Here is a 21753-nt window from a genome sequence, read left to right on the forward strand (position 1 = left end):
ACCGCAACTTCCCGCTTTAACATAATAAATGAGGTTGAAAAGAATATTAAGGTTCGTCCAGATACTGTACGATAAGACTCACCTGCTTCGGCATGAATGTCCGTGTCCTTACATTGTACCCGGTATGCGCCAAGGCTTCATACAGTTCATGATTCCGTTTTATCCACCGCGTCAGGGTGCGGATGGCGCAACGTGCAGTAGCATTGGGGCAATAGAGGCATGCCAAATCTTTCTTTTTATAAGTCGTGATACGAAAGCCATTTTCTGTTTCCATAGCAGTTTGTCTGATTTTTAAATGATTGATGTAAAGATACGATATTCAAAAGGCGAAGTCAAGTATTTCAAGGAGAATATGAACCTTTTTCTGAGAAAGTTCATATTCTCCTTATTTACAGAATGTTTATCCTAACGGATTTTCTCCCTGGTCGCCATCGGAACCGCCGCCATCCGGATTTGGTTTGGAGCTACCCCCGCCAGAAACGGTGCCGTTGCCCGACCAATCCATCTTCTCTACGCTGGCGCGGGTCAGCATGTCCCTAAAGTAGAAGCCCGGGGTGAAGATAATCTTGCGGCGATAAATCGTGCTTGCCGTCACGTCTTCCAGTTTGTCCTGGCTCTTAGCGTTGATGCCGGGACGAAAACAGCCGAACTCACCCAGCTGTACCGAAAATCCCTTGTTGATATCCATATTCAAGGTGTCGATCAATCCGTCCAGCACCAACTTCACCACACCGCGAGGCGCCATGCCTATCTTGGAAACCTCGTCGCATAAATCCTTAAAACCTACCACACCCAAAGTTTTCATCTGCGCCACGTACTTTTCCGTTTTTGTCTCGTCAAAACCGAATACTCTCTTTTTTACTTCATAATTCAAAGCCATAGTTTTTTAATTTTAAATTGATTAATAAAAGTCGGTCTTGTTCGCTCGTCAGTCTGCAAAACCAGTTTCTTTGTGACCACGATGCAAAGATACAACGGGCAGAAAACGGGGTGGTGCTTTAACGGAGGTTTAAGGAGGTTTTCGTAGGATAAAAAAGGATATTGGAGAAAAAGAAAGGAACTGATAGACAATGACTAAGAAATTTTATTCCTTAATCATACATTGTTTTTATCCTTTACGGCATCTTTAATTGACAGCGTAAAAAAGTTCAAGTTCTTTTCTCTCTGAATTTGCGCTTGCAAACTCCAAACTCTTTTTTCCCAAAAATGGATAGTGGTAGTTTCGTGAGCCGACAGGACATAGGGCAATGCACCTTCCACATGAAATACATTGACCTTCATCTGTCTTTATGGGGTTCTCCGACGCAATGGCACGTGTCGGGCACTCTTCCTGAATAGGACGGCACGCCTACGACCAACAATTCATCGCGTCCCAATCTCAAACCGGGGGATTAAAACATTACTCGTAATGTCATGTTGGATATTATCGGCGTGCAGCTGCTTGACGATACCCTGCACGATGGCTTTGGTAGTAAATGTAGCACTGAAAAAAACAGAATGGACTTTATGTATCTCCATAAATCTTAATTTATCCGATTAAATTTCTAATAACCGTAAATTTATTGGTATCCGTTCAAGGTCAGGCAGAAGAAGTCACTGTCATCATACGGATAATCGTATTCGATGGGGAGTTCTTCTTTCTCTATTTTCTTGAATCCGGCTTTCTCATAAAACAGATGTGCTCTGTCCGTATTCTTGGGGGTGTCGAGAATGATTTACCTCCAGCTTTTTCAATATGCGGAATAACAGCCCTTTATCCATATTGAGCTCACGGGATATGTCCTTTGCATTTCGATTCGGATGCAAATACACATCTTGAATTTTACCTCTTTCTGGCATACACCACACTCGGCCCCATCCCATGCCTCATCAGCACCCCTTCTTCTATAAACCTATTCAAATCGACAACCGCCTGCTTATAACTACGTCCTGCCAGCCGTGCATACTGAGAGCGATTGATGCAGGGATACTGCTGCAAATACTCATCCAGCAACTGCCAGCGCTGCTCCACGCCCAACGCCTCATCGGCAGACGAAGCAGGCGCCGATGCCGATTGCGGACAACGCTCCAACTGCATCTTACCTTTCAAATCCTTATAGAACTCCCTGCCCAGACGGAAATTCAACCCGCGCAAAGCGATGGAAGCAGCACGAAGCTCTTTCTTGTCCGTCGCCTGGCGGGTACAACTCAAAGAGGGGGTGAAGTAACCCAGTTCGCCCAGCTCCACCGTCCAGCCATTGGCAAGGCAGTCGCGCAACTCATCCATAAAGCCTGCCATCGCTCCTTCCAGCAGGCTGCGGCTGAGGCCGGTGAAAAGATGTACACGCTCGATAAATTCCTTGCGGTCGATGGTGCCCTTGGGGACAAAGCGGGCATAAAGGGATTGTTGCTCGCCGGTCTGGCGGACGTCGGGTTTCTCAAAAAGGTCGTAATACGCACTCATATATATTCTGTTTTTAAATGGTCCTGCAATTCCGTCATTTCTTCTTCCACAGCATTAAGGAGAAGAAATGCTATTCTTTAATCGTTCCACTATGGAGAAAATATCATTCCACCACGGAAGAAAAATCGTTCCACCATGGTGGAACGATTTTTTCCACACGATGGAACGATTTAATAGTAGCATACAAATATACTAATCAAAAGGAGGAAAAACAAGAAAATTCCCATAAAAAACATATCTTTACGCTGGAAATGAAACATATAAAAAATACACACCAAACTCACTTTAGAGTCATGAAGAAAATATATCCCAAAAAATGGTTGGAACTGCATCCTTACAAGCAGACAAACAGCGTTGACCAGTACTACGTCGGCATTGCAAACGAAATCCACAAAAGACTTTATTCTTCAACGATAGCCGACGCCTTCGAAGAAGAAGAAAACATACGCTATACAAGCCTCTGCCTCGCCGCATGGTTTGAGGACGTCATCTCCCAGACCGGAATCTGGCAGGCATTCACTGCCGAGTGCCGGAAGCGATACGGAACCTATCTGCCCTTCTACCCCATCAAAGGCGATTATTTTCCGGATGAAATCAATCTGGAGGACATACGCTTTCTGCTTTGGCACCATATACAATATCTGTGCCGGGGAATAAGCGCCATCAACCCCGAGAATCCCGGAATAGAGCAGACTGCACAAGAGATATACGGACTGCTTGCAGAGGAATACGAAACCGCTCCCGAAAATGAAAGGATGCAGGAATTTCTATACCACTCTGCCATGGGAGAAGAAGACTTCTTCCACTACCGGGAGATACTGGATTGGTTTCACTACCAATGCTACTTCAACATCGAAAATGTCGCCCAATGCCGGGACGAAGCTGAACGGTTGCTGGATGATGAAAAGATTACTCCCGAAATGGCAGAGACCCTCATATATGCCACACGCACCTCACTGACGTTCAAAGGCCGCCGCAACCTGCTGTCGCTGACCTCACCGGAATGGCTGGCTCTCATCGGAAAAGCCCATCCCGAACATCAGCTTTGGGGCAAGGTGAAGGTACGGAAAAACAGTTGCTATCTGCTGGAGAAAGAAGATGACAGGTATCTGTACGTCAAAGATTTGTGCAGTGAGGACGAAGGCGAATTCAAGATAACCAAGAAGTCCTTGAACCTTTCGGCCATCCGTAGCCGAGAGGTAGGGAAAAGCACCCTTATCTGCGAACTGATTTATTTTGGCAACGCATGGTGGCAGTGCGGCATGCTTCTCGAGAACAAGTACAACCAGAAAATGGCGGAATATGTGGACGACTTGACGAAACAGAAAGAAAAGACGAATGAAAAGGCTGCATTCCATGATTTCATAAAAGTATCCGGCGGGAAATCTTTTGTATTCTGCCAATCGCAAGAGGAGATTTCTGATTTTCTGCTGAACAAGATGGACTACAATTTGAAAGAAGGCCTGGACATACCACGCATAAATACGGAAAACGGAGCCATGCTGATGGCCAACCCGCACACCGGCCTACATATCCAATTCAAGCTGTGCGAATGCATCAAATCTCCGGACAACCCCAATTATAATAAGAAGGAAGCAGAGAAAAACGCCATTATGTTCATCGTCAACCCAGACATTATCCCCTACCAATTGAGTTGCATCCTGCAAGACGAAGGCATGCTTCCGGATGCTTATCTGAACAGTTTGCAAAGAAAAGAATACGGGCAAGAGTTCATACGCAAGAATGCACACTTCCTGACTGATTATTTCCATTATCGGTGTCGGGAGAAAGACTTTGATTAGTTGAAAATGGGGGGTGAATACCACTTTTGACACATTTCCAACTACCAATTATCATAGTGCTTTCCAGAACTTCTGGAAATCCTTATACCGTCCGTAGCACACTAACTGGTCGCCGGCTTGTATCTGGTCATTTTCCGGCAGTTCGTTCAGTACATTGTGTTCCACATACGAGACGCCCAGGCAATTCTTCAAAGTCTCGGCACGTTTCAAGGCGAGCATCTTCAGGCCAAACTCCTTATCGAGATTCAATTCATTGGCATAATAGCCAATGAACTTGTCCGGAACGGTGAACTTGACTACATAATAATCCGGTGCCACGCGGAATGTCTCCATATCGGCACCGAATTCCAGCAACTGTACCAGTCCGCGTGCGGCATCCTCCTCGGGAGTAAGAATGCGTTCCAGCTCAAAAGCCTCGAGTACGGAACGGTGGACAGCGTCAATGGCGCGGGCATAGATATGCTGCACCTTCTTCTGCTTCAGCAAAGCCACTACACGGATGGATGCACCGAAATTCTCGCCGATGGCAACAATCACCACATCCACACTGTTCAGCGGCAACACGGACAAGGCCTGCTCGTCCGTCGCATCGATGACAAAGGCTGTAGCAATCTTTTCCTTCAGACTATCCACCCGGCCGGCGCTCACGTCCGCACCTATCACTTCGTGCCCCAGTGCAGAAAGCTCCTCTGCCAGCACGTGACCATAATTCCCTAAACCGATAATAATATACTTCATCTCATTTAATTGATAATAATCTGACCACTCGGATACTGATACTTCGTATGCTTCTTCTGCTTGATGATGCCAAGCATCAGCGTAATTAGTCCCACACGCCCCACAAACATCAGCAGTGCCACCAGCAGCTTGCTGTCGTCTCCCAACCGCGGGGTAAGGTTCAAACTGGACCCCACCGTGCTCAATGCCGACACACACTCGAAGGTAATGGCCAAAAGCGACGTACCCGGCTCCAGAATGCTGATGATGAAAATAAACAGCAACAAGACGCCGAACGACATCACCACCGTGGCATTGGAACGACGGATGGAATCGTGTGACAGCTCACGACCAAACACCTCTACCCGTTCCGTGCCGCGCAACACAGCCACCAGATTCAGCACCACTACCGCAAAGGCATTTACCTTGATACCGCCTGCCGTAGACTGTGAACCGCCTCCCACCCACATCAGAAACAGATATATAAGCAATGTCTGTACCCCCAAGCCTGCCAAGTCCACACTGGTAAAGCCTGCCGTACGGGGACACGTGGCATTGAAAAACGCCTGCGTCCACTTGTCTGCCACCGACATGCCGGCGAAGGAGGCATTCCACTCAAAGACAGCAATGCCCACCGTGCCCAGCACCAGCAGCAGGAAGGTGACTATCAGTACAATCTTTGTATTCAGGTTGTACAGATGGTAAAAACGCTTGCCGTCCCAATGCCACGTACGCAGAAAGTGCCACAGACGACGCAGATGGTAAAGAATAATATCCTTGAAATTCACCAGTATGGGGAAACCGATACCCCCCAGAATAATCAGCAGAGATATATAGATGAAGAACGGGTTGTGCCCCGTCATCACCAACGGATTGCCCAGATTTCCGGGCAACGTGGAGAATCCCGCATTGCAGAAAGCGGAAATGGCATGAAAAGCGGAAAAAGCCAGCTCTTCCTGAAGGTCCATCCCCATCGTCCCGTGGATGTCTCCCCAGATAGCAAGCATCCCTATTCCTTCAATCACCAGCGTAAAGGCCAGAATATAGACCAGGGTGGAGAGCAAGGAATTCAAGGAATTGGAACTCACCATGTCGCGCACCACCAACTGATTGTACAACGAGGTATTACCCATGAAGAACATGGCAAAGAAGCTCGTCAGTGTCATCACTCCCAGACCGCCTATCTGAATCAGCAGAATGATTACCACAAAACCGGTCGGGGTAAAAGTGGACGCCACATCGACAGACGTCAGCCCCGTGACGCACACCGCACTGGTGGATATGAACAGCGAGTCGACCCACGATATGCCGTTCATCGTGCAGCGCGGCAACATCAACAGCCCCGTGCCTATCATTATGATTATCAGGAAACTTGCAGCCAGAATAAGCGAAGGGTTCGTACGCCGCCCCAGCAACCGTACCAGCCCGTTGGAAAGGCTGAAAAAGGAAAACACCAGCAGCAGGACAAGATGATAGGCCTTGCCATGCAGAAATTCCCAGAACTGCAAGATGGCGCCCTCCTCCTCCGGACGATGGAAAATGACCGGGATAAGGGTCAGATAGAGCAGAATGGTCAGTATCCAGGTGAGCTTACTGAAGGTGCGCCGGGTATCCTTGTATTCCAGCAAAATGCGAAGGGTGACATCTACCAGAAAAACAATCCACACCCCATGGTACAAGCGTTGGAGCTGATGCGCCTCGACCTCTGAAATCGTAAAGCCATGCTCATAGACCACGCCGACAATCAGCAGGATGGAGGCCAAATAAGTGATGGAAGTCATTACTCCCACTGTCATCCGTACGTAAGGGTGAATCCATTTATTTTGATACAAAAGGAATTTATGATAAATCTTCATAAATGCATCGATTAATGAAACGCGGCAAACTTAGACAAATATACCTTGATATACAAAAAACAAAAGGAAAAAGAAATTGGTTCAAAAATAATAGCTACATTTGGGCATTGAATTATTAATAATTTTAACCACTATGAGCAACAAAAAGAAAAGATTCATTCTCCCGGAAGAGGAAATCCCACAGTACTGGTATAACATACAAGCCGATATGGTGAACAAGCCCATGCCACCGCTTCACCCCGGCACCAAGCAACCGCTGAAAGCAGAAGACTTGTATCCTATCTTTGCCGAGGAACTCTGCCGCCAGGAACTGAATCAGACTGACACGTGGATTGAAATCCCCGAAGAGGTCCGCGAAATGTACAAATACTACCGCAGCACTCCGCTGGTGCGCGCTTATGGATTGGAGAAAGCGCTCGGCACACCGGCACATATCTACTTCAAGAACGAGAGCGTCAGCCCGATGGGCTCGCACAAGCTGAACTCCGCCATCCCACAGGCATACTATTGCAAGCAGGAGGGAGTGACTAACGTGACCACCGAAACCGGTGCCGGACAATGGGGAGCTTCCCTGGCATATGCCGCCCGCCTCTTCGGACTGGAAGCCGCTGTCTATCAGGTAAAAATCAGTTACGAGCAAAAGCCCTACCGCCGCAGCATCATGCAGACATTCGGTGCGCAGGTTACCCCGTCTCCCTCCATGTCTACCCGCGCCGGAAAAGATATACTGACCGCCCATCCCAACTATCAGGGCTCGCTGGGAACAGCCATTTCCGAAGCCATAGAGCTGGCACAGACCACTCCCAACTGCAAATATACCCTCGGCTCCGTATTGAGCCACGTGGCCCTGCACCAGACCGTCATCGGACTGGAAGCCGAAAAGCAGATGGAAATGGCGGGTGAATATCCCGACACCGTCATCGCCTGCTTCGGAGGAGGTTCCAACTTTGGCGGTATCGCCTTCCCCTTCATGCGCCACAACATCCTCGAAGGAAAGAAAACACGCTTTGTCGCCGCCGAACCTGCTTCATGTCCGAAGCTGACACGCGGCAAATTCCAATACGACTTCGGAGACGAGGCCGGATACACTCCGTTGCTGCCCATGTTTACACTGGGACACAACTTTGCCCCTGCCAATATCCATGCCGGCGGCCTACGCTATCACGGTGCAGGTGTCATCGTATCACAACTGCTGAAAGACGGTTATATGGAAGCGGTGGACATCAAGCAGCTCGAATCATTCGACGCCGGTTGTCTGTTTGCGCAAGCAGAGGGCATCATCCCCGCCCCCGAGTCCTGCCATGCCATTGCCGCCACCATCCGCGAAGCAAACAAATGCAAGGAAACGGGTGAAGAGAAGGTGATTCTGTTCAACCTTTCCGGTCACGGACTTATCGACATGGCATCCTACGACAAGTATTTGTCCGGCGATTTAGTGAATTACGAGCTGACGGATGCCGACATCCAGAAGAATCTGGACGAGATAGGCAATCTGGCTTAATAGATATTCGCCATACTGACAAGCGGTTCATAGAGTTTCTCTATGTCCTGCGAGTCCATCTCAATCTGTACCTGGTCCCCCGGAATCAAACGAGTTCCTGCGGGGACCAGATTTTTTCCATCCCGATGTACATTGATAATGACGCAACGCTCCGGCAGGAACAGTTCGTCCACCAGTTTCCCGTCCAGATAAGAATCCGTCATAATCTCCACTGAAAGCGTATAGCGTTTCTCTTCTTTAAAATCGGGAGCATGAATCATATCTTCATAGAGGGAGACGTTGGAAGGCTTCATTTGCAGAAGTTCCGTAAAATAGTAGGTCAACCCACCAACAACCACCGAAGGGTAAAAGACCTCAAAATGCCCCGTAATCTCCGTAATCAGCACAATGGCCGTGAGCGGTGTACGGACCACGGCCACCAGAAAAGCCGACATGGAAACAAGCATGATATAACTGACATTCTCTTGCCCGATGACACCGTACCTCACTCCTACCAGACCGACAATCTGCCCCAACAACCCTCCCGTAACCAGCGTCGGAATGAAACTGCCGCCCGGCAATCCGGAAGAGACAGAGAAAACTGAAAAGACAAAATGCAACAACATGACGGCCGTCACCCACATAATCTGCGTACTGCCGTTCTGTGCCTGGGCCAGCAGAAACTGCTCCCCGCCTCCGGTCAGATTGACCTGCATCAGCGAAATGATGTAGGCCACCAGCACCAGATAGAACATCTTGACATACGCCGGAGAATTGACTTTGGCATACACATGCCTGAAAGCATTCATGGTGGAGGAGTAGAACTTCCCGCATACGGAGACAATCACCGCCAATATCAAGAAATACTTCATCTGGACAAAGAAGGCGAAAACCGGTTCCGTTACTTCTATCAGATGGTAAGGATTCACGGGAAAGGCCATGCTTGCCACGGCTCCTGCCACAACACCCGCCAGCAAGGTAGTGATGGCCGTCTTAGGGGCATCGAAGCGTTCAATGGATTCTATTACAATGAGCGAGGAAGCCAGTGGCGCTGCAAAAGCCGCAGCGAGCCCCGCTCCCGCCCCGGCTGCCAGCAACTGTTTCTGTTCGCCTTTCAGGATATGGGTCCAGCGAGATACCAGGCTACCCACATAAGAGCCTATCTGCACGGAAGGCCCTTCGCGTCCCAAAGACAGCCCCGCCGAGAAGGACAGAATACCCCCTACAAACTTGGATACCATCTCGATGAAAGGATGCCGGTAAGTGATGCGCCCGTTAATCACGCCGCGTGTCTGCGGAATACCTCCCCCGCCGATAAGCGGCATTTTCCCCACGAGCCACATGACGAAGACGAGAATGCCCCAAGAAAACAGAAAGAGTGGAATGTGCCAGTACCAGGCCGGATGCGAAGCGAAGAAACCACTGCGGAGGTGGAACAGATAATAGAGAAGATAGTGATAGGGCACAGCGACCAGTCCCGTCAGCAAACCGACGAACATGCTGACGAAATACAACCGGGCATCCACCAGCTTCAACTTCCAGATGTGCCAGCCGCGTACTGTTTTCCAGTTCTTGACCCTCGTCCAAAGACGTTCTGCCTTATCCCATAGTTCCATAACAAAACAACTCCCGTTAACTTGCGCTTTACAACAACAAGCAACGGGAGTTGTTTTATACAGAAACATTATTTACCAAAATCTGTTCTTTGCAGGATTATACTCAAATCCCACGAGCTTCAATTTTCGTACAATGTCCTCTTTCTCTACGTTCATATCCTCGCAGAGCGCGTCCAGCGAAGGATAGAAATCACGCAGTTTCATGTTGATGAAGCTGTACAGCATCACCGGGTCCTCAGGTAATCTCATAGTTACAATCTTTAAATTTAAACTAATACCGGGGACAAAATTACAATAAAAAACAAAATAGAGATAATTTTAGTGTAGAATATACAACCTACCCACCGCAAACGATTGAGGGCCATGTTTACGGAGCTTCCGTCTGCTCTATCTTCAGGGAGACCTTCTCGATAATCTTTCCAAGCTCCTCTTCCAGCGGAATCACATTGAAGTCGCCCCAGAAATCGGCGTCATACTTGAAGTCGGTTTCAGAGAAGACGGTATGCACCGGCAACCGTTCCGCACGCGGGAAGCGCGTCACGTTCTCCCCGTCAATCCGGCAGGTCACCATCTCGAACCAGGTATACAGAGTGGGATTACTGAAGAGCATGCGTTTTCTCTTCATCTTGAAGTAAAGGTCGCCACGGATGTGGTGGACATAATAGGTACCGTTCCAGGGTTTGTATGAGACGGTATAGACAAGTTTCTCCGTTGTCAGCCTGATTTTCGGAGCCTGGCGTATCACGAAAAGCCGTGTGGCGGCCTTCACATACCGGGGATGAATTTCGAAGCGGGCACGCAGCAAGGCGCTGTTCTCCGAGTCTATATAGAGTTCTCCGCAGAACAAAGGCTCCTTTACCCCACGTTTCTGCTCAAAATAGACGACGTTGGCAGTACGGTCGTCCACCGATACGATGTCGCCCGAAGTATAGGTATAAAGTTCCTCGCCGGATTCCAGCAAGAGGAAGTCTGGAAGATTCTTCATGATGTCCAACTGCAGACATGCCTCCACCCCGGAGCTGATTTTGGCAAGCACACTGTCCGTCTGCTCCCGGTTATCTATCTTGCTCATCTTGAGCAGTTTCACCTGGTCTTTCTGTCCGGGTTCCATCGTCGGTGATTTGTAGACCTTGAAAACGGCCTCCGTCAGGCTCTGGAACTTGTTCTTCAGTTGTACACCTTCCCGGTAGAAGGTGGTCAGATAGACCGGAGAAGTGGAGCAGTTCCTATCCCGGTGCTCTATCATCTCGCGAAGCAGCTTTTTAGGCTCCACCAAGCGGATAAGCACTTCTTGCAAGGAAATGACTTTCGGCTCAAGGCTCAGGACATTGCTGCGTCCTTCCAAAGCAGAGGCTTCCACCGTTTGCCCCACATAACCCAGATGGGAGAAGGAGAGCATGCAGCGCCTCAACGAGTCGGGCAGGTTGAGCCGGAATTCACCGTTCTGGTTGGTAATGTTACCCAGTGAGGTTCCTTGTGCGATGACCGACGCACTGACGACGGGCTCTCCCGTCTCCTTGTCCAGCAGGATTCCGGCAATGGTGGAATATGCCGGTCGGGGCGGCAGGGGTACCGTTTCTTCCATACTCTTCCTTTCTGCCGCCCGTGTTATCAATATATGGTTGCCTAATACCTTCAATTCGAGGTTCCGGCTGCCGGTTATCCTATGAATGGCCTGCCTCACGGAACACTCCTGCTTCCTGACCCTCACCACTGAGTCGTTATGGATGACCTTACTATCATAGATAAACAGATAGCCGGACTGCTCCGAGACTTTCCCCAACAGCGCATAAACCGTTCCCTTCATTCCAGGCAGCCGGACGATGCGGTCCAGCACATCGCCTCCGTCCGCTCTTGCACTGCCTGCCAGGAAGAAAATGAAGAGTGGCAAATGGAGAATGAAGCATTTCATTGAATTCATTGTTCCGACAATATCAGTCTATTGCCCTGACGTGTACACTTCAAGTCGAACGTCCAGCATATCAGCTCGGCCACAGACTCCGGGGAGTTATTCGAAAATTCGACCGTCAGCCGCCGTTTGCCCAGGGTTGGCGACGCGGCTTCTATCTGCCAGCCGGCAGACTCCTTATTGATGGCACGCAGCACATCCTCCAGGCACTCGTCCTTGAAACGGATGTTGCTGGTGTAGCGGTCAAAGAGCTCCGGATTCTCCGTCTCGCTGACGAGCAGACTGCCCCCCTGCAAGATAACCGTTTCTCCCGCCTCTACAAAGACCGTCTGTTCCTCTTGTTTCAGCAGCACCTTCACCTTCCCGCGCTTCACGGACAAGCTGAAGGGGAGCCCTTCATTGCTCCTGACATTGAAAGCCGTGCCCAGTACCTCCACACGCACCCTCGCCGTCTCAATCGTAAAAGCCTGCTCGGGTTTCTTTGCCACATCGAAGAAGGCTTCACCCTGCAGGTTCACTTCCCGCTTGTCTTCCGCAAAATGTTCGGGATACTTCAGCGTGCTTTCCTGCGCCAGATATACCACCGAACCGTCTTCAAGGGTCTTGACCAGTGTGGGCTTCTCCCGGTTCTCCTCCGTCAGCAAGCTACGACTGTCCCCACCTTGTTCCGGTACGGCCCACCATGCGGCAAAACATACGATTCCGGCAATCACGGCTGCCGCAACGCTCCCCCACTTGAGGTAAAGCCTGCGGTGCATTGCCGGAGCATGTTCCGCATCTGCCGGCAGCAGGCAGTCCGTTTCGAAGCGGGCATAAAGCCGTACCCATGCCTCGTCGGTCCTTGTCTTCTTTTTATCTACTTCCATCATTGTGTCCGGATATAATTATCAATTTCATTTCGTAAGGTTCGGAGTACCTTGGTCATTTCCGCTTCCACCGTCTTGACGGACAACGAAAGCGACAAGGCAATCTCTGCATATTTCTTCCCCTCCATGCGGTGCATCCTGAAAATCTGCTGCCGGCGCCGGGGCTGCTTGTCGAGCGTATGCCGGATGAGAGTCCGTAGTTCCTCGTACTCCAAATGCGCGTGGGGGTCGGACGAATAGCCCGGCCCGGACTCCGTACGGACAGATGCCCGATAGCGCTCCTTGACCTCCTGATGCTCACAAAACTGCACGGCTTCATTCCTCACAGAACGGTAGAGATAGCTTTTCACGGACTGGAATACTTGTAACCGCTCCCGGTTCTTCCACAGCACGTAGAACAGCTCCTCCACAATTTCCTCGGCAGACGCCGTATCACCCGTGATGCCCGCAGCATACCAGCAAAGAGGGGAATAATACCGGCGGAAGATTCCTTCGAACGCCTTTATATCGCCCTCCTTTATTCTGGCCAGTATCATCAGTTCGTCCAGCATACACGGTGTTTTTTCTCGGTTGCTCCAAATATAAGGAAAACTATCAGATAATCAATTGGATTGTTTCCGCAATTTGCTGACTGCATTCTCCAGGGATTCCGTAGGTTCTATGATATTGTAGTTCCTCCAGAAGTCTTCGTTCCAGTACTCATCCACCAGGTCGTAGAATACCTGCTTCCGTTTGAAGGTGTTCTTGTTGGAGATGCCGGAGAGAGGGCTTTCCGTCCTGTCGGTCACCACCATTTCAGAGAAAGCGGTGTAGCTGGAGGAGAACAGCCTTTTTTTCCAGTCGCATTTAAAGCGGATGACATTCCGTATATAGTTCAGGTAAGTCTTGGCCCCCTGCTGCTTGTAGGTCACCAGATAGGTGACTTCCTGCGGGCGGAACCGTAAGCCGACGGGCTTCTTATGCAGAATGGCCTCCACTGCCTTCACCCGATTTGCCATGTCCAGGCCAAACTCGGCACGTGTAAAGGAAAGCCGTTCGTAGTCTATATACAGTTTCCCGATGAACAAGGCATACATCAGGCTGACCCGCGGACGGAAGCTGACCACATACTGCATGCGGTTATCCAAATTGACGGGGTCCTCCATACGGAATTCATAATAGTCCAGATTGTCCGTGCTCAACAGCGCATCGCCATTCTTCACAATGTCCAGATAAAGGGACAAATTGGGACCTCCCACCACTTTCACAGCCAGCGTGTCACTCTGCTTTTGGCTCAGCAGGCGGCGGCCTTTCAGCAGCTGCACCTTGTCGCGGTCTACATCGCGGGAGTTATAATCCGTCTTATAGACATCCATCACTGCCTCGGACACGCTGATATAGCGGCGGCGCTTCTGCACGGTTTCCCGATAGAAGGCGGTCAGCATGTTGTCATTGCCAGAATAATTTACTGGAATTTTCTTGATGGCCTCTTCCACTATGACGCGGGGATTATTGCCATAGACCACAATCTCGCTCAAAAGATTGGGGGCCGGTATCATCCAGATGGTCAGCTCGCCCGTTTTTTCAAGTTCTTCCAGAGAGAGGTGTGTAGTGAGATAGCCGATATGGGAGACTTCCAGTCCACGGAAAGCTTCCGCTTCCGCTACTTTCAAGGAGAATGTGCCGTCGGCATTGGTCACCGTTCCGATATTGTTGCCGACAACAGAGACGTTCACGTTTTCGAGTTTCTTCCTGCTGTCCTTGTTCTTGACCGTACCGGTGATGACGAGCTCGTTCACTGCCGCGTCCTGCGCCATCAACGGGGTGATACCCGAAGATAAGAATGCAAACAAACACCCAAGTGTAAATCCTACAAAGTTTTTCATAAGGCATGTTTTTAAGGGGTTTCTATTAATAAGAGCGGTGAGGAAGATAAAACCCTATAGAATGGAGAGAAAAATACAAAAAAAGTAGCACGTTGATAATCAGAGAGAAATTTTGCCAAGACATTGCCATAGGTTTGGCAAAAACTTGTCAAGCTGTCGGCAATAGCTTAGTTGAATTGTTGGGGCTTCCGCTGGCTCAGAATAACGTAGATGATGACCGGCGCACCGATAATGGGCGTGACGGCATTCAAGGGAATAATACCCGCTTCGCCGGGCAAGACGCAAATCAGATTGCAAAGCAGTGCCACTGCACCGCCACTCAGGATGGTGACCGGCAATAGGGAATTGTGATTGGCTGTCCCCAATATCATGCGGGCCACATGCGGCACGGCCAGGCCAATAAAGGCGACCGGACCACAGAAAGCGGTGGTGACAGCCGTCAAGAGCCCGGTGATAATCAAAAGCCAGTTGCGCACACGGCGGATATTGACACCTAGATTTTCGGCATAGCGCTCTCCCAGCAACAAGGCGTTCAGGGACTTTATCAACAATAATGAGCCGAACAGTCCCACAATGGTGACCAGCGCAAAGGCCGGCATCTGCTGTAGGGAAACTCCACCGAAGTTGCCCAGCCCCCATATCATATAGGACTGCACCCCCTCTGCCGTAGCAAAGAAGTTCAGCAGGGCAATGGCCGAAGAAGCGATGTAGCCTATCATGATACCCGTTATCAGCAGCATGATATTGCTCTTTATCAGCGTGGAAAAGAAAAGGATAAGTGCCATAATCAGCATGGCTCCGATAAATGCGCCAAGCAGTACGGAGAAGAAGCCGGACAGACTGAACGCCCCTGCCGTGATGCTGCCGCCAAACAGCAACATGACGAAGGCCACTCCCAGACTTGCCCCGGCGTTGATGCCCAGAATGGATGGTCCTGCCAGCGGATTCTTGAAAGCCGTCTGCAACATCAGTCCGCAGACAGCCAATGCGCCACCGCAAAGCAGCGCCGTCAGCGCTTGGGGCAAACGGGATTCCCAAAGAATGAAGCTCCAGCTTGCCTTCTCCCCCTCTCCACCGAGCAGGATACGGAAAACATCGGCAGGCGGAATCGAAACCGACCCCACCAGCAGATTGCCCGCAAAAAGCAATAAGATTACTACTCCCAACCCGATACCATATTTCCAGCCTTTACTCATAGTTACATTATTTAGCACACAGAGACATGGAGGCACAGAGTTTTCTATTACTTTCACAAAAGTTCCGTATCTCTGTGTTCATCACTCCTTCAGTCTGCAAAAATAGCGCAAGCCTCCCAAATCTCCTATTTCGGGATGCAGAATCTGTATCAGATCGGATAACAAATAATCGGGACGGAACGGAGTCTCCTCGTAGAAAGGAACTTTTGCCGTATTACAACCATAGACATTCCGGGTCTTGAAAGCCTTAAAACCGGTGTAGCCGATATAATCCGCCTCCAAATCAGCATAGCTCATGTCGCGGTCGCGGTTGAACTTCACCAGCCAGACGTCGGCATCGCCCGCCTTGTCGAAAACGGTCTCGAAAGCCAGAGGAACAGAGCCGCTGTGGGTATCGTCGGCAAAAGCGTAACGCCCGCAAGCATCCTGAAAAAGCCTTCCTATGGTGCTACGCCCTCCCGGCACGTACCATGCCGAGCCGCTTTTCAACTCACTGACAACGGAGAACGAGGTGGATGAAAGTTGCGCACGCATCTTGAGGCGTTGGTAACAACTGTCCACTTCAGCAAAAAGGTTGTCGGCTTGTGGCGCAACCCCGAAGAGCAGTCCGTAGAAACGCATCCACTCGGCACGTCCCAAAGCGGAGGTTTCCATGTAGTCGGCACATTCGATGATGGGAATATCCAGTTTCTCGATACGGCCATAACCGCCACTGTTCTCGAACGGAGACAGAAGGATGGCATCGGGATGCAGGTCGATGATGCGCTCCATATCGGGATTCATACCGTCGCCACAATCGGCGATGGTGCCCCGGCGGCAGGCTTCGTGAACGGTGGGCAGTTTGATGTACTTCAAGTCGCAGACACCGCCGATGCTACCAAACACACCCAGATTATCCATCAGTCCGCAGTGGACGGAAGAGTAGATGACTGATTTGGAGAGCGGGGTACGTACCACAGTACCTGCCGGAAGATGTGCCGGGAGTTCGCGGTCTTTCGGGACCAGTATATAGGTATGTAGCGTGTGCAACGTATCCCAAGGATTGCGCAAGGTGGCAAGGGTATAGCCGGGATAGGACACTAAGGTAAGATTCTCTGCATAACGTAAGGGAATGGTGTCACCGTTGGCCAAAGCAGAGGCAGTCTTGCCCCTTCCTCCGCAGGAGGAAAGAAACAGGACTGCGAACAGACAGATAAGTAAACTATTTCTTTTCATTGATATTAATTGAAGAAGATAGCAGAATTAGGATTCATACCTCCTGCATCGAACTGCTCTATAAAGGTACCGTCTTTCTTGAAACGATAAATGGTGCCGTTCGTGGTATATTCAGAAGTACCAATATAGAAATCACCGTTATTATCATTTACTTCCAACATATAAATCGTAGAAGTTTTCAACTTTTCCGGTATATCCTTCAAGAAAGAAGCTTCATCCATCTTTCCAGTCTTTATATTATAAGTAAAAAAAGAAGCGGTAGGATTGGTGTAATTTGAATAAGTCAAATAGAGAATATCATCAGTAGCACACATACGGGTGGCACTGCCTAATTCCGTCACCTTATTGTTGGCAGCAGGGTCTATCATCTGTAATGAATAGCCAATATCAACATAATTACCCCATGAAATCAAAAAAACCTTATCATCCTCTTCAACCAAAGCATTGGGGTTCAAACCTACCGTCAACGTCTCTTTCAACTTGAAAGTACGCAAATCTATCACCTTTACGTCATTGTGATAAGTGCTCCAATCAGCAGTACAGCTATTCGCCACATAAAGCATATCCTCGCAGATTGCCACACCTTCCAGATTGTCGCCAAGTCCGGTCAATTTATCCACTACCTCCAACGTTTTCGCATTGATTTTAGCTACAGCTCCTCCGTAGAAGGAAGCATAGATATATCCATCCTCAGCATCGATATAACGAATGCCTGCACTGAGGTTGTTGTCGTCTACAAACGAAACACGTTTCAACTCCACACCAGCAGCATTCAGCTTAGTCAGATAATTGGAACCACTTACAGCTATATATATTTCATCTTCATACTCAATCATACTCTGACCAAGGTCACCCAACTTGGCGTTGTTTTGAGTCTGGTAAATATCACTGATGAAATCCGCATCCTTATTGGGTGCATAAAAGGCAAGTCTTGCGTTATTAGCTCCCCAACCACCCTCATTCAGAATATAAACACGCGTCTGCGGCAGTGTCACCTTCGACCCGCCGTCATCCAGAGAATCGTCATCGTCGTCACTACAAGATGCCAAAGAGGCACCCAAAGCAAGCATGCAGAGCATACCGAATAATAAACTTCTTACTTTCATAATCACAGTTGTTATTGTTTATAATTAGTTTTTGTTGTTCATAAATAGATTATTCAAAACTTGAAAGTACCCGTCAACCGCCACGAACGACCCGGCATAGGATAATATTTTATCACGTCATACTGTTCATCGGTCAGATTTATAATCTCGGCCTGCAACAGAAGCCGGCAACCGCCCAAAGCAAACTCATGAGAGAGGCTCATCGTATGCTCCAGATAGCCCTCAATCTCATTCTCCGGAATGTTCTGCGACAAATAGTAACGCTTTCCCACTCCTACCGCCGAGTAGCCCACATTCACCCACGGCGTTTCTACAATGGCGGACGCGTTTCCGCTATGAAGAGGAGTATAAGGCAATTGGTCCTTATAGTTCTTCGCGTCGGAATCGGTCAGGTCAATGGCCTTTTGCCATGTATATCCGCCCGACATAATCAGTCTTATTTTCTCCGTCAATGGAACGGTTGCCGCCAAAGTGGCATCCACACCTGCGGCATGCACCTTGCCGTAGTTCGCCATCTTCCACGCATAGGTGGTGGGAAAAGCCACAATCTTATCCGTCACATCATTATAGTAACCGTCGAGCGTAACGGAGATATAGTCGAACACAGACAATCCGGATTTGCTCCATGTGATACCGACATTATATTCGTCTGCCTTCTCGGGTCGCAGATTACGGTTGCCCAGCCGGTAGTAATAGAGGTCGTTGAAAGTGGGCAGACGGAACGTACTCTTATACATCAACCGGAAATACAGCGACTCGTCCTGCCAAGGCTGCATACTGACTGATAAAGAGGGGGCAAAGCGATGGAAGTCATCGGGGACCGTACCTTTCTCGGCATGCTCCGAAGTGGCAGTATGCACCAGCGAAGCCGTGGCCGTGAGCCATCCTTGCCGGTAGCGTGCATTGAAGGCACTGATGGAAGTATATCTTGTAGGGAAAGGACATTCCGGCAAACTGTTGCGCAACTTGTTTATCACCCCATCCTGCGCCAACGAAAGGGTCAAAGCTTCCAAAGGACGGTAGAGAACGGTCGCGGAAATATAATATTCGTCTTGCCGGTGATTTTCCCGATAATATCCGTCGGCATATTCCTTGCCCTCATCCTTATATTGGTTCCAGCCATGATTATACTTTGCCTGTGCCTGCAAACTCCACCGGGGCGAAAAATGCTTCCTATAACGTGCCTGCACAAAAGTATTCTCATCCCAAAGCGTTTCATCGGAAAGGGGATTATAGAGCGTAACCGCCCCTGGAAGTCCCCGGCGGGAATAGAAGTAATAACCCTTCACATCCAGTTCGCTGTCATCCTTGAAAGTATGATAAAAGGTAGCTTCGCCCTGCCAGGAATAGATGCCGGAGTTGTTACGTTTCTCTTCCGTCACGTATTTCCCATTGACCAGCGTGAAAGGGTAATTACCGTCTGCCCTCATATAACCGGCATCTACCGCCACGCGTGTACGGCAGCCCAGTTTCTGCCACCAGCGCAGCGAGGGGCTGACCATGCCGAACGACCCTCCGCGCACCCGTGCCTGAAAAGCGGCATTGCGCCCGTCATCAAAATGAGGTTTTTCCGTCTCTATGCCCAGCACACCGGCCGACGCATACAAGCGGGCGGACTGCAACAAGTCCTCCGACTGCCCGATGGCGAGCGAAAGCATGGAAACATTGTCCAGCGAAAAACGCCCGATATCTATCTGCCCTGCCTGACAATTACTCACCGCCACCCCGTCATAACTGACAGCTGTATGGGCTGCTCCCATATTGCGTATGGAAACCGTTTTCAGTCCTCCAATGCCTCCATAGTCCTTTACATTGGCTCCGGCAAAACGGCGTACAGCATCTGCCATATTCTGTATTCCCAGCTGGCTGATATCCTGCCGTGACATCGTCTGTATGGGTACGGCAGAAGTCACTTTATTGGGCGACCTGCGTGCTGTCACTGTCACTTTCTCTATCTGATGCACTTTCCCCGTAATCGTATCTCCCCCCACCTCCTGGGCAGAGAGCCGGAGTATACTTGCACCCAATGAAACAGCACAGACCAGTAATACCTTAGTCCTTCCTGACATAGAATAAATGAAGATTATCTTAAACCATTTGCGCACTGCCCACTTTCCTCGAATGGACAATTTTTCGACTTTGTTTTGCAGGTCTTCTGACTCGTTCCCGGTACATCGCCTTCCCGTTCTTCCCGAAGAACAGTGGCACAAGTATGATACACCGAGCATGGAACTCACAGCAGCGGGACTGTTCGGGACTTTCACCCGATTCCCTTTTCATCCGCTTCTCCGGATAGAGAACGCGGAACAAAACGTGGACAAAGATAGGATAAATAAAAGAAGTTTCAGTAAACAATAAAACGAATATTACCGTTTTAACAGTCATTTTTTTAACTTTGTAACATAATAACCCCAAAATCGAGTTGCCATGAAATATAAGTTATTGGTTCTTGATGTAGATGGAACGCTACTCAATGATGAAAGAGAAATTAGTAAAAGGACATTAGCTGCTCTGCTAAAGGTCCAGCAAATGGGAGTGCGCATAGTTTTGGCATCCGGTAGGCCGACTTATGGACTGATGCCACTGGCCAAAACCCTCGAACTCGGCAATTATGGAGGGTTTGTTCTCTCCTATAACGGTTGCCAGATAATAAAAGCACAGAACGGAGAAATATTGTTTGAACGACGCATCAATCCGGAAATGCTGCCTTATCTGGAAAAGAAAGCCCGCAAGAACGGCTTTGCCATCTTCACCTACCACGATGATACCCTCATTACGGATAGTCCGGACAATGAATATATAAAGAATGAAGCCCTGCTAAACAATTTGAAGATAATCAGGGAAGATGAATTCTCTACTGCCATAGACTTCGCGCCTTGCAAGTGCATGCTGGTGAGTGATAAGGAAAAAGCTCTGATAGGGCTGGAACAACATTGGGAAAAACGCCTGGCAGGTACTCTGGATGCTTTCCGTTCCGAGCCTTACTTTTTAGAGGTGGTGCCCTGCGGAGTCAATAAAGCGAATACGTTAGGCGCCCTATTAGAGCATTTGGGAGTAACACGGGAAGAAGTCATTGCCGTTGGAGATGGCGTATGCGATGTGACCATGCTCCAATTGGCCGGCATGGGGGTAGCTATGGGACATTCACAAGATTCTGTAAAGGTCTGTGCAGACTATGTGACTGCATCGAATGAAGAAGATGGAGTGGCCCTGGCCGTAGAAAAACTAATATTGGCAGAAGTGCGTGCAGCAGAGGTGCCTCTTGATTTACTGAACGAACGGGCACGACACGCATTGATGGGAAACTTGGGCATTCAATACACATACGCTTCGGATGAGCGCGTAGAAGCAACCATGCCGGTCGACTACCGTACCCGCCAACCCTTCGGCATTCTGCATGGCGGTGCCACCCTTGCCTTGGCAGAAACCGTTGCCGGGCTCGGCTCCATGATTATCTGCGAATCTGATGAGATTGTCGTGGGAATGCAAGTCAGCGGAAATCATATTTCTTCTGCACACGAAGGAGATACCGTAAGGGCAGTGGCAACCATCGTTCATAAAGGGCGTTCATCCCATGTGTGGAATGTGGACGTATTTACTTCCACCAATAAACTGGTCTCCTCTATACGGGTAGTGAATAGTGTTATAAAGAAAAGATAAAATAACTGTTATAAACTACGTA

The 21753-nt window shown here is 49.4% G+C and carries 19 protein-coding genes and 1 riboswitch; of the genes, 3 read left to right on the forward strand and 16 right to left on the reverse strand.

The window, feature by feature from the left end; all coding sequences use genetic code 11:
- Positions 1-46 precede the first annotated feature (46 nt).
- From DXD65_RS11820 to DXD65_RS11845, 4 genes are all read right to left on the reverse strand, one after another.
- On the reverse strand, positions 47-274 hold the full coding sequence (locus tag DXD65_RS11820; protein ID WP_005831704.1) for a DUF4248 domain-containing protein: 228 nt from the start codon (positions 272-274) through the stop codon (positions 47-49).
- A 126-nt stretch (positions 275-400) separates the two neighbouring features.
- Positions 401-880 carry an HU family DNA-binding protein gene (locus tag DXD65_RS11825; RefSeq protein WP_005831707.1) on the reverse strand — a complete coding sequence of 160 codons (480 nt, stop codon included), beginning with the start codon at positions 878-880 and terminating at the stop codon, positions 401-403.
- 246 nt (positions 881-1126) lie between these two features.
- The gene (locus tag DXD65_RS21565; protein WP_080597342.1) at positions 1127-1336 is read right to left on the reverse strand and encodes a 4Fe-4S binding protein; all 210 of its coding nucleotides are present in this window, start codon (positions 1334-1336) and stop codon (positions 1127-1129) included.
- Between the two features lie 486 nt (positions 1337-1822).
- Entirely contained in the window at positions 1823-2443 is a 621-nt protein-coding gene (locus DXD65_RS11845) for a DsbA family protein (RefSeq protein ID WP_005832650.1), read from the reverse strand.
- Positions 2444-2736: 293 nt separating this feature from the next.
- Between DXD65_RS11845 and DXD65_RS11850 the strand changes: the two genes are divergently transcribed.
- Positions 2737-4245, forward strand: coding sequence for a DUF3843 family protein (locus DXD65_RS11850; RefSeq protein WP_233556135.1), 1509 nt, complete (start codon positions 2737-2739; stop codon positions 4243-4245).
- A gap of 51 nt (positions 4246-4296) precedes the next feature.
- On the opposite strand, the gene DXD65_RS11855 is transcribed toward DXD65_RS11850, so the two are convergent.
- Entirely contained in the window at positions 4297-4983 is a 687-nt protein-coding gene (locus DXD65_RS11855) for a potassium channel family protein (RefSeq protein ID WP_008665006.1), read from the reverse strand.
- Between the two features lie 5 nt (positions 4984-4988).
- Positions 4989-6818 (reverse strand): TrkH family potassium uptake protein, encoded by a 1830-nt coding sequence (locus tag DXD65_RS11860; protein ID WP_005831722.1) that lies wholly within the window; start codon positions 6816-6818, stop codon positions 4989-4991.
- A 133-nt stretch (positions 6819-6951) separates the two neighbouring features.
- Between DXD65_RS11860 and DXD65_RS11865 the strand changes: the two genes are divergently transcribed.
- Entirely contained in the window at positions 6952-8319 is a 1368-nt protein-coding gene (locus DXD65_RS11865; RefSeq protein WP_005831725.1) for a TrpB-like pyridoxal phosphate-dependent enzyme, read from the forward strand.
- On the opposite strand, the gene DXD65_RS11870 is transcribed toward DXD65_RS11865, so the two are convergent.
- The 10 genes from DXD65_RS11870 to DXD65_RS11915 all read right to left on the reverse strand — a co-directional run bounded on the left by DXD65_RS11870 (position 8316) and on the right by DXD65_RS11915 (position 20140).
- The gene (locus DXD65_RS11870; RefSeq protein ID WP_117887666.1) at positions 8316-9914 is read right to left on the reverse strand and encodes a ClC family H(+)/Cl(-) exchange transporter; all 1599 of its coding nucleotides are present in this window, start codon (positions 9912-9914) and stop codon (positions 8316-8318) included. The genes DXD65_RS11865 and DXD65_RS11870 overlap by 4 nt on opposite strands.
- A gap of 72 nt (positions 9915-9986) precedes the next feature.
- Positions 9987-10163, reverse strand: coding sequence for a DUF4250 domain-containing protein (locus DXD65_RS11875; RefSeq protein ID WP_005832662.1), 177 nt, complete (start codon positions 10161-10163; stop codon positions 9987-9989).
- 118 nt (positions 10164-10281) lie between these two features.
- Positions 10282-11835 (reverse strand): carboxypeptidase-like regulatory domain-containing protein, encoded by a 1554-nt coding sequence (locus DXD65_RS11880; protein WP_005831730.1) that lies wholly within the window; start codon positions 11833-11835, stop codon positions 10282-10284.
- Complete coding sequence (locus DXD65_RS11885; RefSeq protein ID WP_009038153.1) at positions 11832-12692, reverse strand: FecR family protein; 861 nt, start codon at positions 12690-12692, stop codon at positions 11832-11834. The genes DXD65_RS11880 and DXD65_RS11885 overlap by 4 nt, the downstream gene beginning before the upstream one ends.
- Entirely contained in the window at positions 12689-13240 is a 552-nt protein-coding gene (locus DXD65_RS11890; RefSeq protein ID WP_005831734.1) for an RNA polymerase sigma-70 factor, read from the reverse strand. Before DXD65_RS11890 ends, DXD65_RS11885 begins: the two co-directional genes overlap by 4 nt.
- A 51-nt stretch (positions 13241-13291) precedes the next feature.
- The gene (locus DXD65_RS11895; protein ID WP_009038151.1) at positions 13292-14554 is read right to left on the reverse strand and encodes a carboxypeptidase-like regulatory domain-containing protein; all 1263 of its coding nucleotides are present in this window, start codon (positions 14552-14554) and stop codon (positions 13292-13294) included.
- Positions 14555-14721: 167 nt separating this feature from the next.
- The gene (locus DXD65_RS11900) at positions 14722-15750 is read right to left on the reverse strand and encodes an iron ABC transporter permease (protein WP_117887667.1); all 1029 of its coding nucleotides are present in this window, start codon (positions 15748-15750) and stop codon (positions 14722-14724) included.
- Positions 15751-15831: 81 nt separating this feature from the next.
- A complete protein-coding gene (locus DXD65_RS11905; RefSeq protein WP_117887668.1) occupies positions 15832-16965 on the reverse strand; it encodes an ABC transporter substrate-binding protein in 1134 nt (377 codons plus the stop codon).
- Between the two features lie 5 nt (positions 16966-16970).
- Positions 16971-18071 (reverse strand): YncE family protein, encoded by a 1101-nt coding sequence (locus tag DXD65_RS11910; RefSeq protein WP_057258666.1) that lies wholly within the window; start codon positions 18069-18071, stop codon positions 16971-16973.
- 53 nt (positions 18072-18124) lie between these two features.
- Complete coding sequence (locus DXD65_RS11915; protein ID WP_034526139.1) at positions 18125-20140, reverse strand: TonB-dependent receptor plug domain-containing protein; 2016 nt, start codon at positions 20138-20140, stop codon at positions 18125-18127.
- Positions 20141-20198: 58 nt separating this feature from the next.
- A riboswitch (cobalamin riboswitch) is annotated at positions 20199-20398 on the reverse strand.
- A gap of 100 nt (positions 20399-20498) precedes the next feature.
- Between DXD65_RS11915 and DXD65_RS11920 the strand changes: the two genes are divergently transcribed.
- Positions 20499-21731: a Cof-type HAD-IIB family hydrolase gene (locus DXD65_RS11920; protein ID WP_005832678.1), complete on the forward strand. Its 1233-nt coding sequence runs from the start codon at positions 20499-20501 to the stop codon at positions 21729-21731.
- The last annotated feature ends 22 nt before the right edge of the window (positions 21732-21753 follow it).

It is taken from the genome of Bacteroides sp. 4_1_36, assembly GCF_003466325.1.
In the GTDB taxonomy this organism is placed as follows: Bacteria; Bacteroidota; Bacteroidia; order Bacteroidales; family Bacteroidaceae; genus Bacteroides; species Bacteroides uniformis.

Excerpts from the sequence above, each read along its gene's own strand:
- DXD65_RS11915 (WP_034526139.1), bottom strand. The coding sequence starts at position 20,140 with ATGTCAGGAAGGACTAAGGTATTACTGGTCTGTGCTGTTTCATTGGGT.
- DXD65_RS11920 (WP_005832678.1), top strand. The coding sequence starts at position 20,499 with ATGAAATATAAGTTATTGGTTCTTGATGTAGATGGAACGCTACTCAAT.
- DXD65_RS11870 (WP_117887666.1), bottom strand. The coding sequence starts at position 9,914 with ATGGAACTATGGGATAAGGCAGAACGTCTTTGGACGAGGGTCAAGAAC.
- DXD65_RS11890 (WP_005831734.1), bottom strand. The coding sequence starts at position 13,240 with ATGCTGGACGAACTGATGATACTGGCCAGAATAAAGGAGGGCGATATA.
- DXD65_RS11910 (WP_057258666.1), bottom strand. The coding sequence starts at position 18,071 with ATGAAAGTAAGAAGTTTATTATTCGGTATGCTCTGCATGCTTGCTTTG.
- DXD65_RS11885 (WP_009038153.1), bottom strand. The coding sequence starts at position 12,692 with ATGATGGAAGTAGATAAAAAGAAGACAAGGACCGACGAGGCATGGGTA.
- DXD65_RS11855 (WP_008665006.1), bottom strand. The coding sequence starts at position 4,983 with ATGAAGTATATTATTATCGGTTTAGGGAATTATGGTCACGTGCTGGCA.
- DXD65_RS11895 (WP_009038151.1), bottom strand. The coding sequence starts at position 14,554 with ATGAAAAACTTTGTAGGATTTACACTTGGGTGTTTGTTTGCATTCTTA.
- DXD65_RS11850 (WP_233556135.1), top strand. The coding sequence starts at position 2,737 with ATGAAGAAAATATATCCCAAAAAATGGTTGGAACTGCATCCTTACAAG.
- DXD65_RS11820 (WP_005831704.1), bottom strand. The coding sequence starts at position 274 with ATGGAAACAGAAAATGGCTTTCGTATCACGACTTATAAAAAGAAAGAT.
- DXD65_RS11860 (WP_005831722.1), bottom strand. The coding sequence starts at position 6,818 with ATGAAGATTTATCATAAATTCCTTTTGTATCAAAATAAATGGATTCAC.
- DXD65_RS11845 (WP_005832650.1), bottom strand. The coding sequence starts at position 2,443 with ATGAGTGCGTATTACGACCTTTTTGAGAAACCCGACGTCCGCCAGACC.
- DXD65_RS11875 (WP_005832662.1), bottom strand. The coding sequence starts at position 10,163 with ATGAGATTACCTGAGGACCCGGTGATGCTGTACAGCTTCATCAACATG.
- DXD65_RS11900 (WP_117887667.1), bottom strand. The coding sequence starts at position 15,750 with ATGAGTAAAGGCTGGAAATATGGTATCGGGTTGGGAGTAGTAATCTTA.
- DXD65_RS11880 (WP_005831730.1), bottom strand. The coding sequence starts at position 11,835 with ATGAATTCAATGAAATGCTTCATTCTCCATTTGCCACTCTTCATTTTC.
- DXD65_RS11905 (WP_117887668.1), bottom strand. The coding sequence starts at position 16,965 with ATGAAAAGAAATAGTTTACTTATCTGTCTGTTCGCAGTCCTGTTTCTT.
- DXD65_RS11825 (WP_005831707.1), bottom strand. The coding sequence starts at position 880 with ATGGCTTTGAATTATGAAGTAAAAAAGAGAGTATTCGGTTTTGACGAG.
- DXD65_RS11865 (WP_005831725.1), top strand. The coding sequence starts at position 6,952 with ATGAGCAACAAAAAGAAAAGATTCATTCTCCCGGAAGAGGAAATCCCA.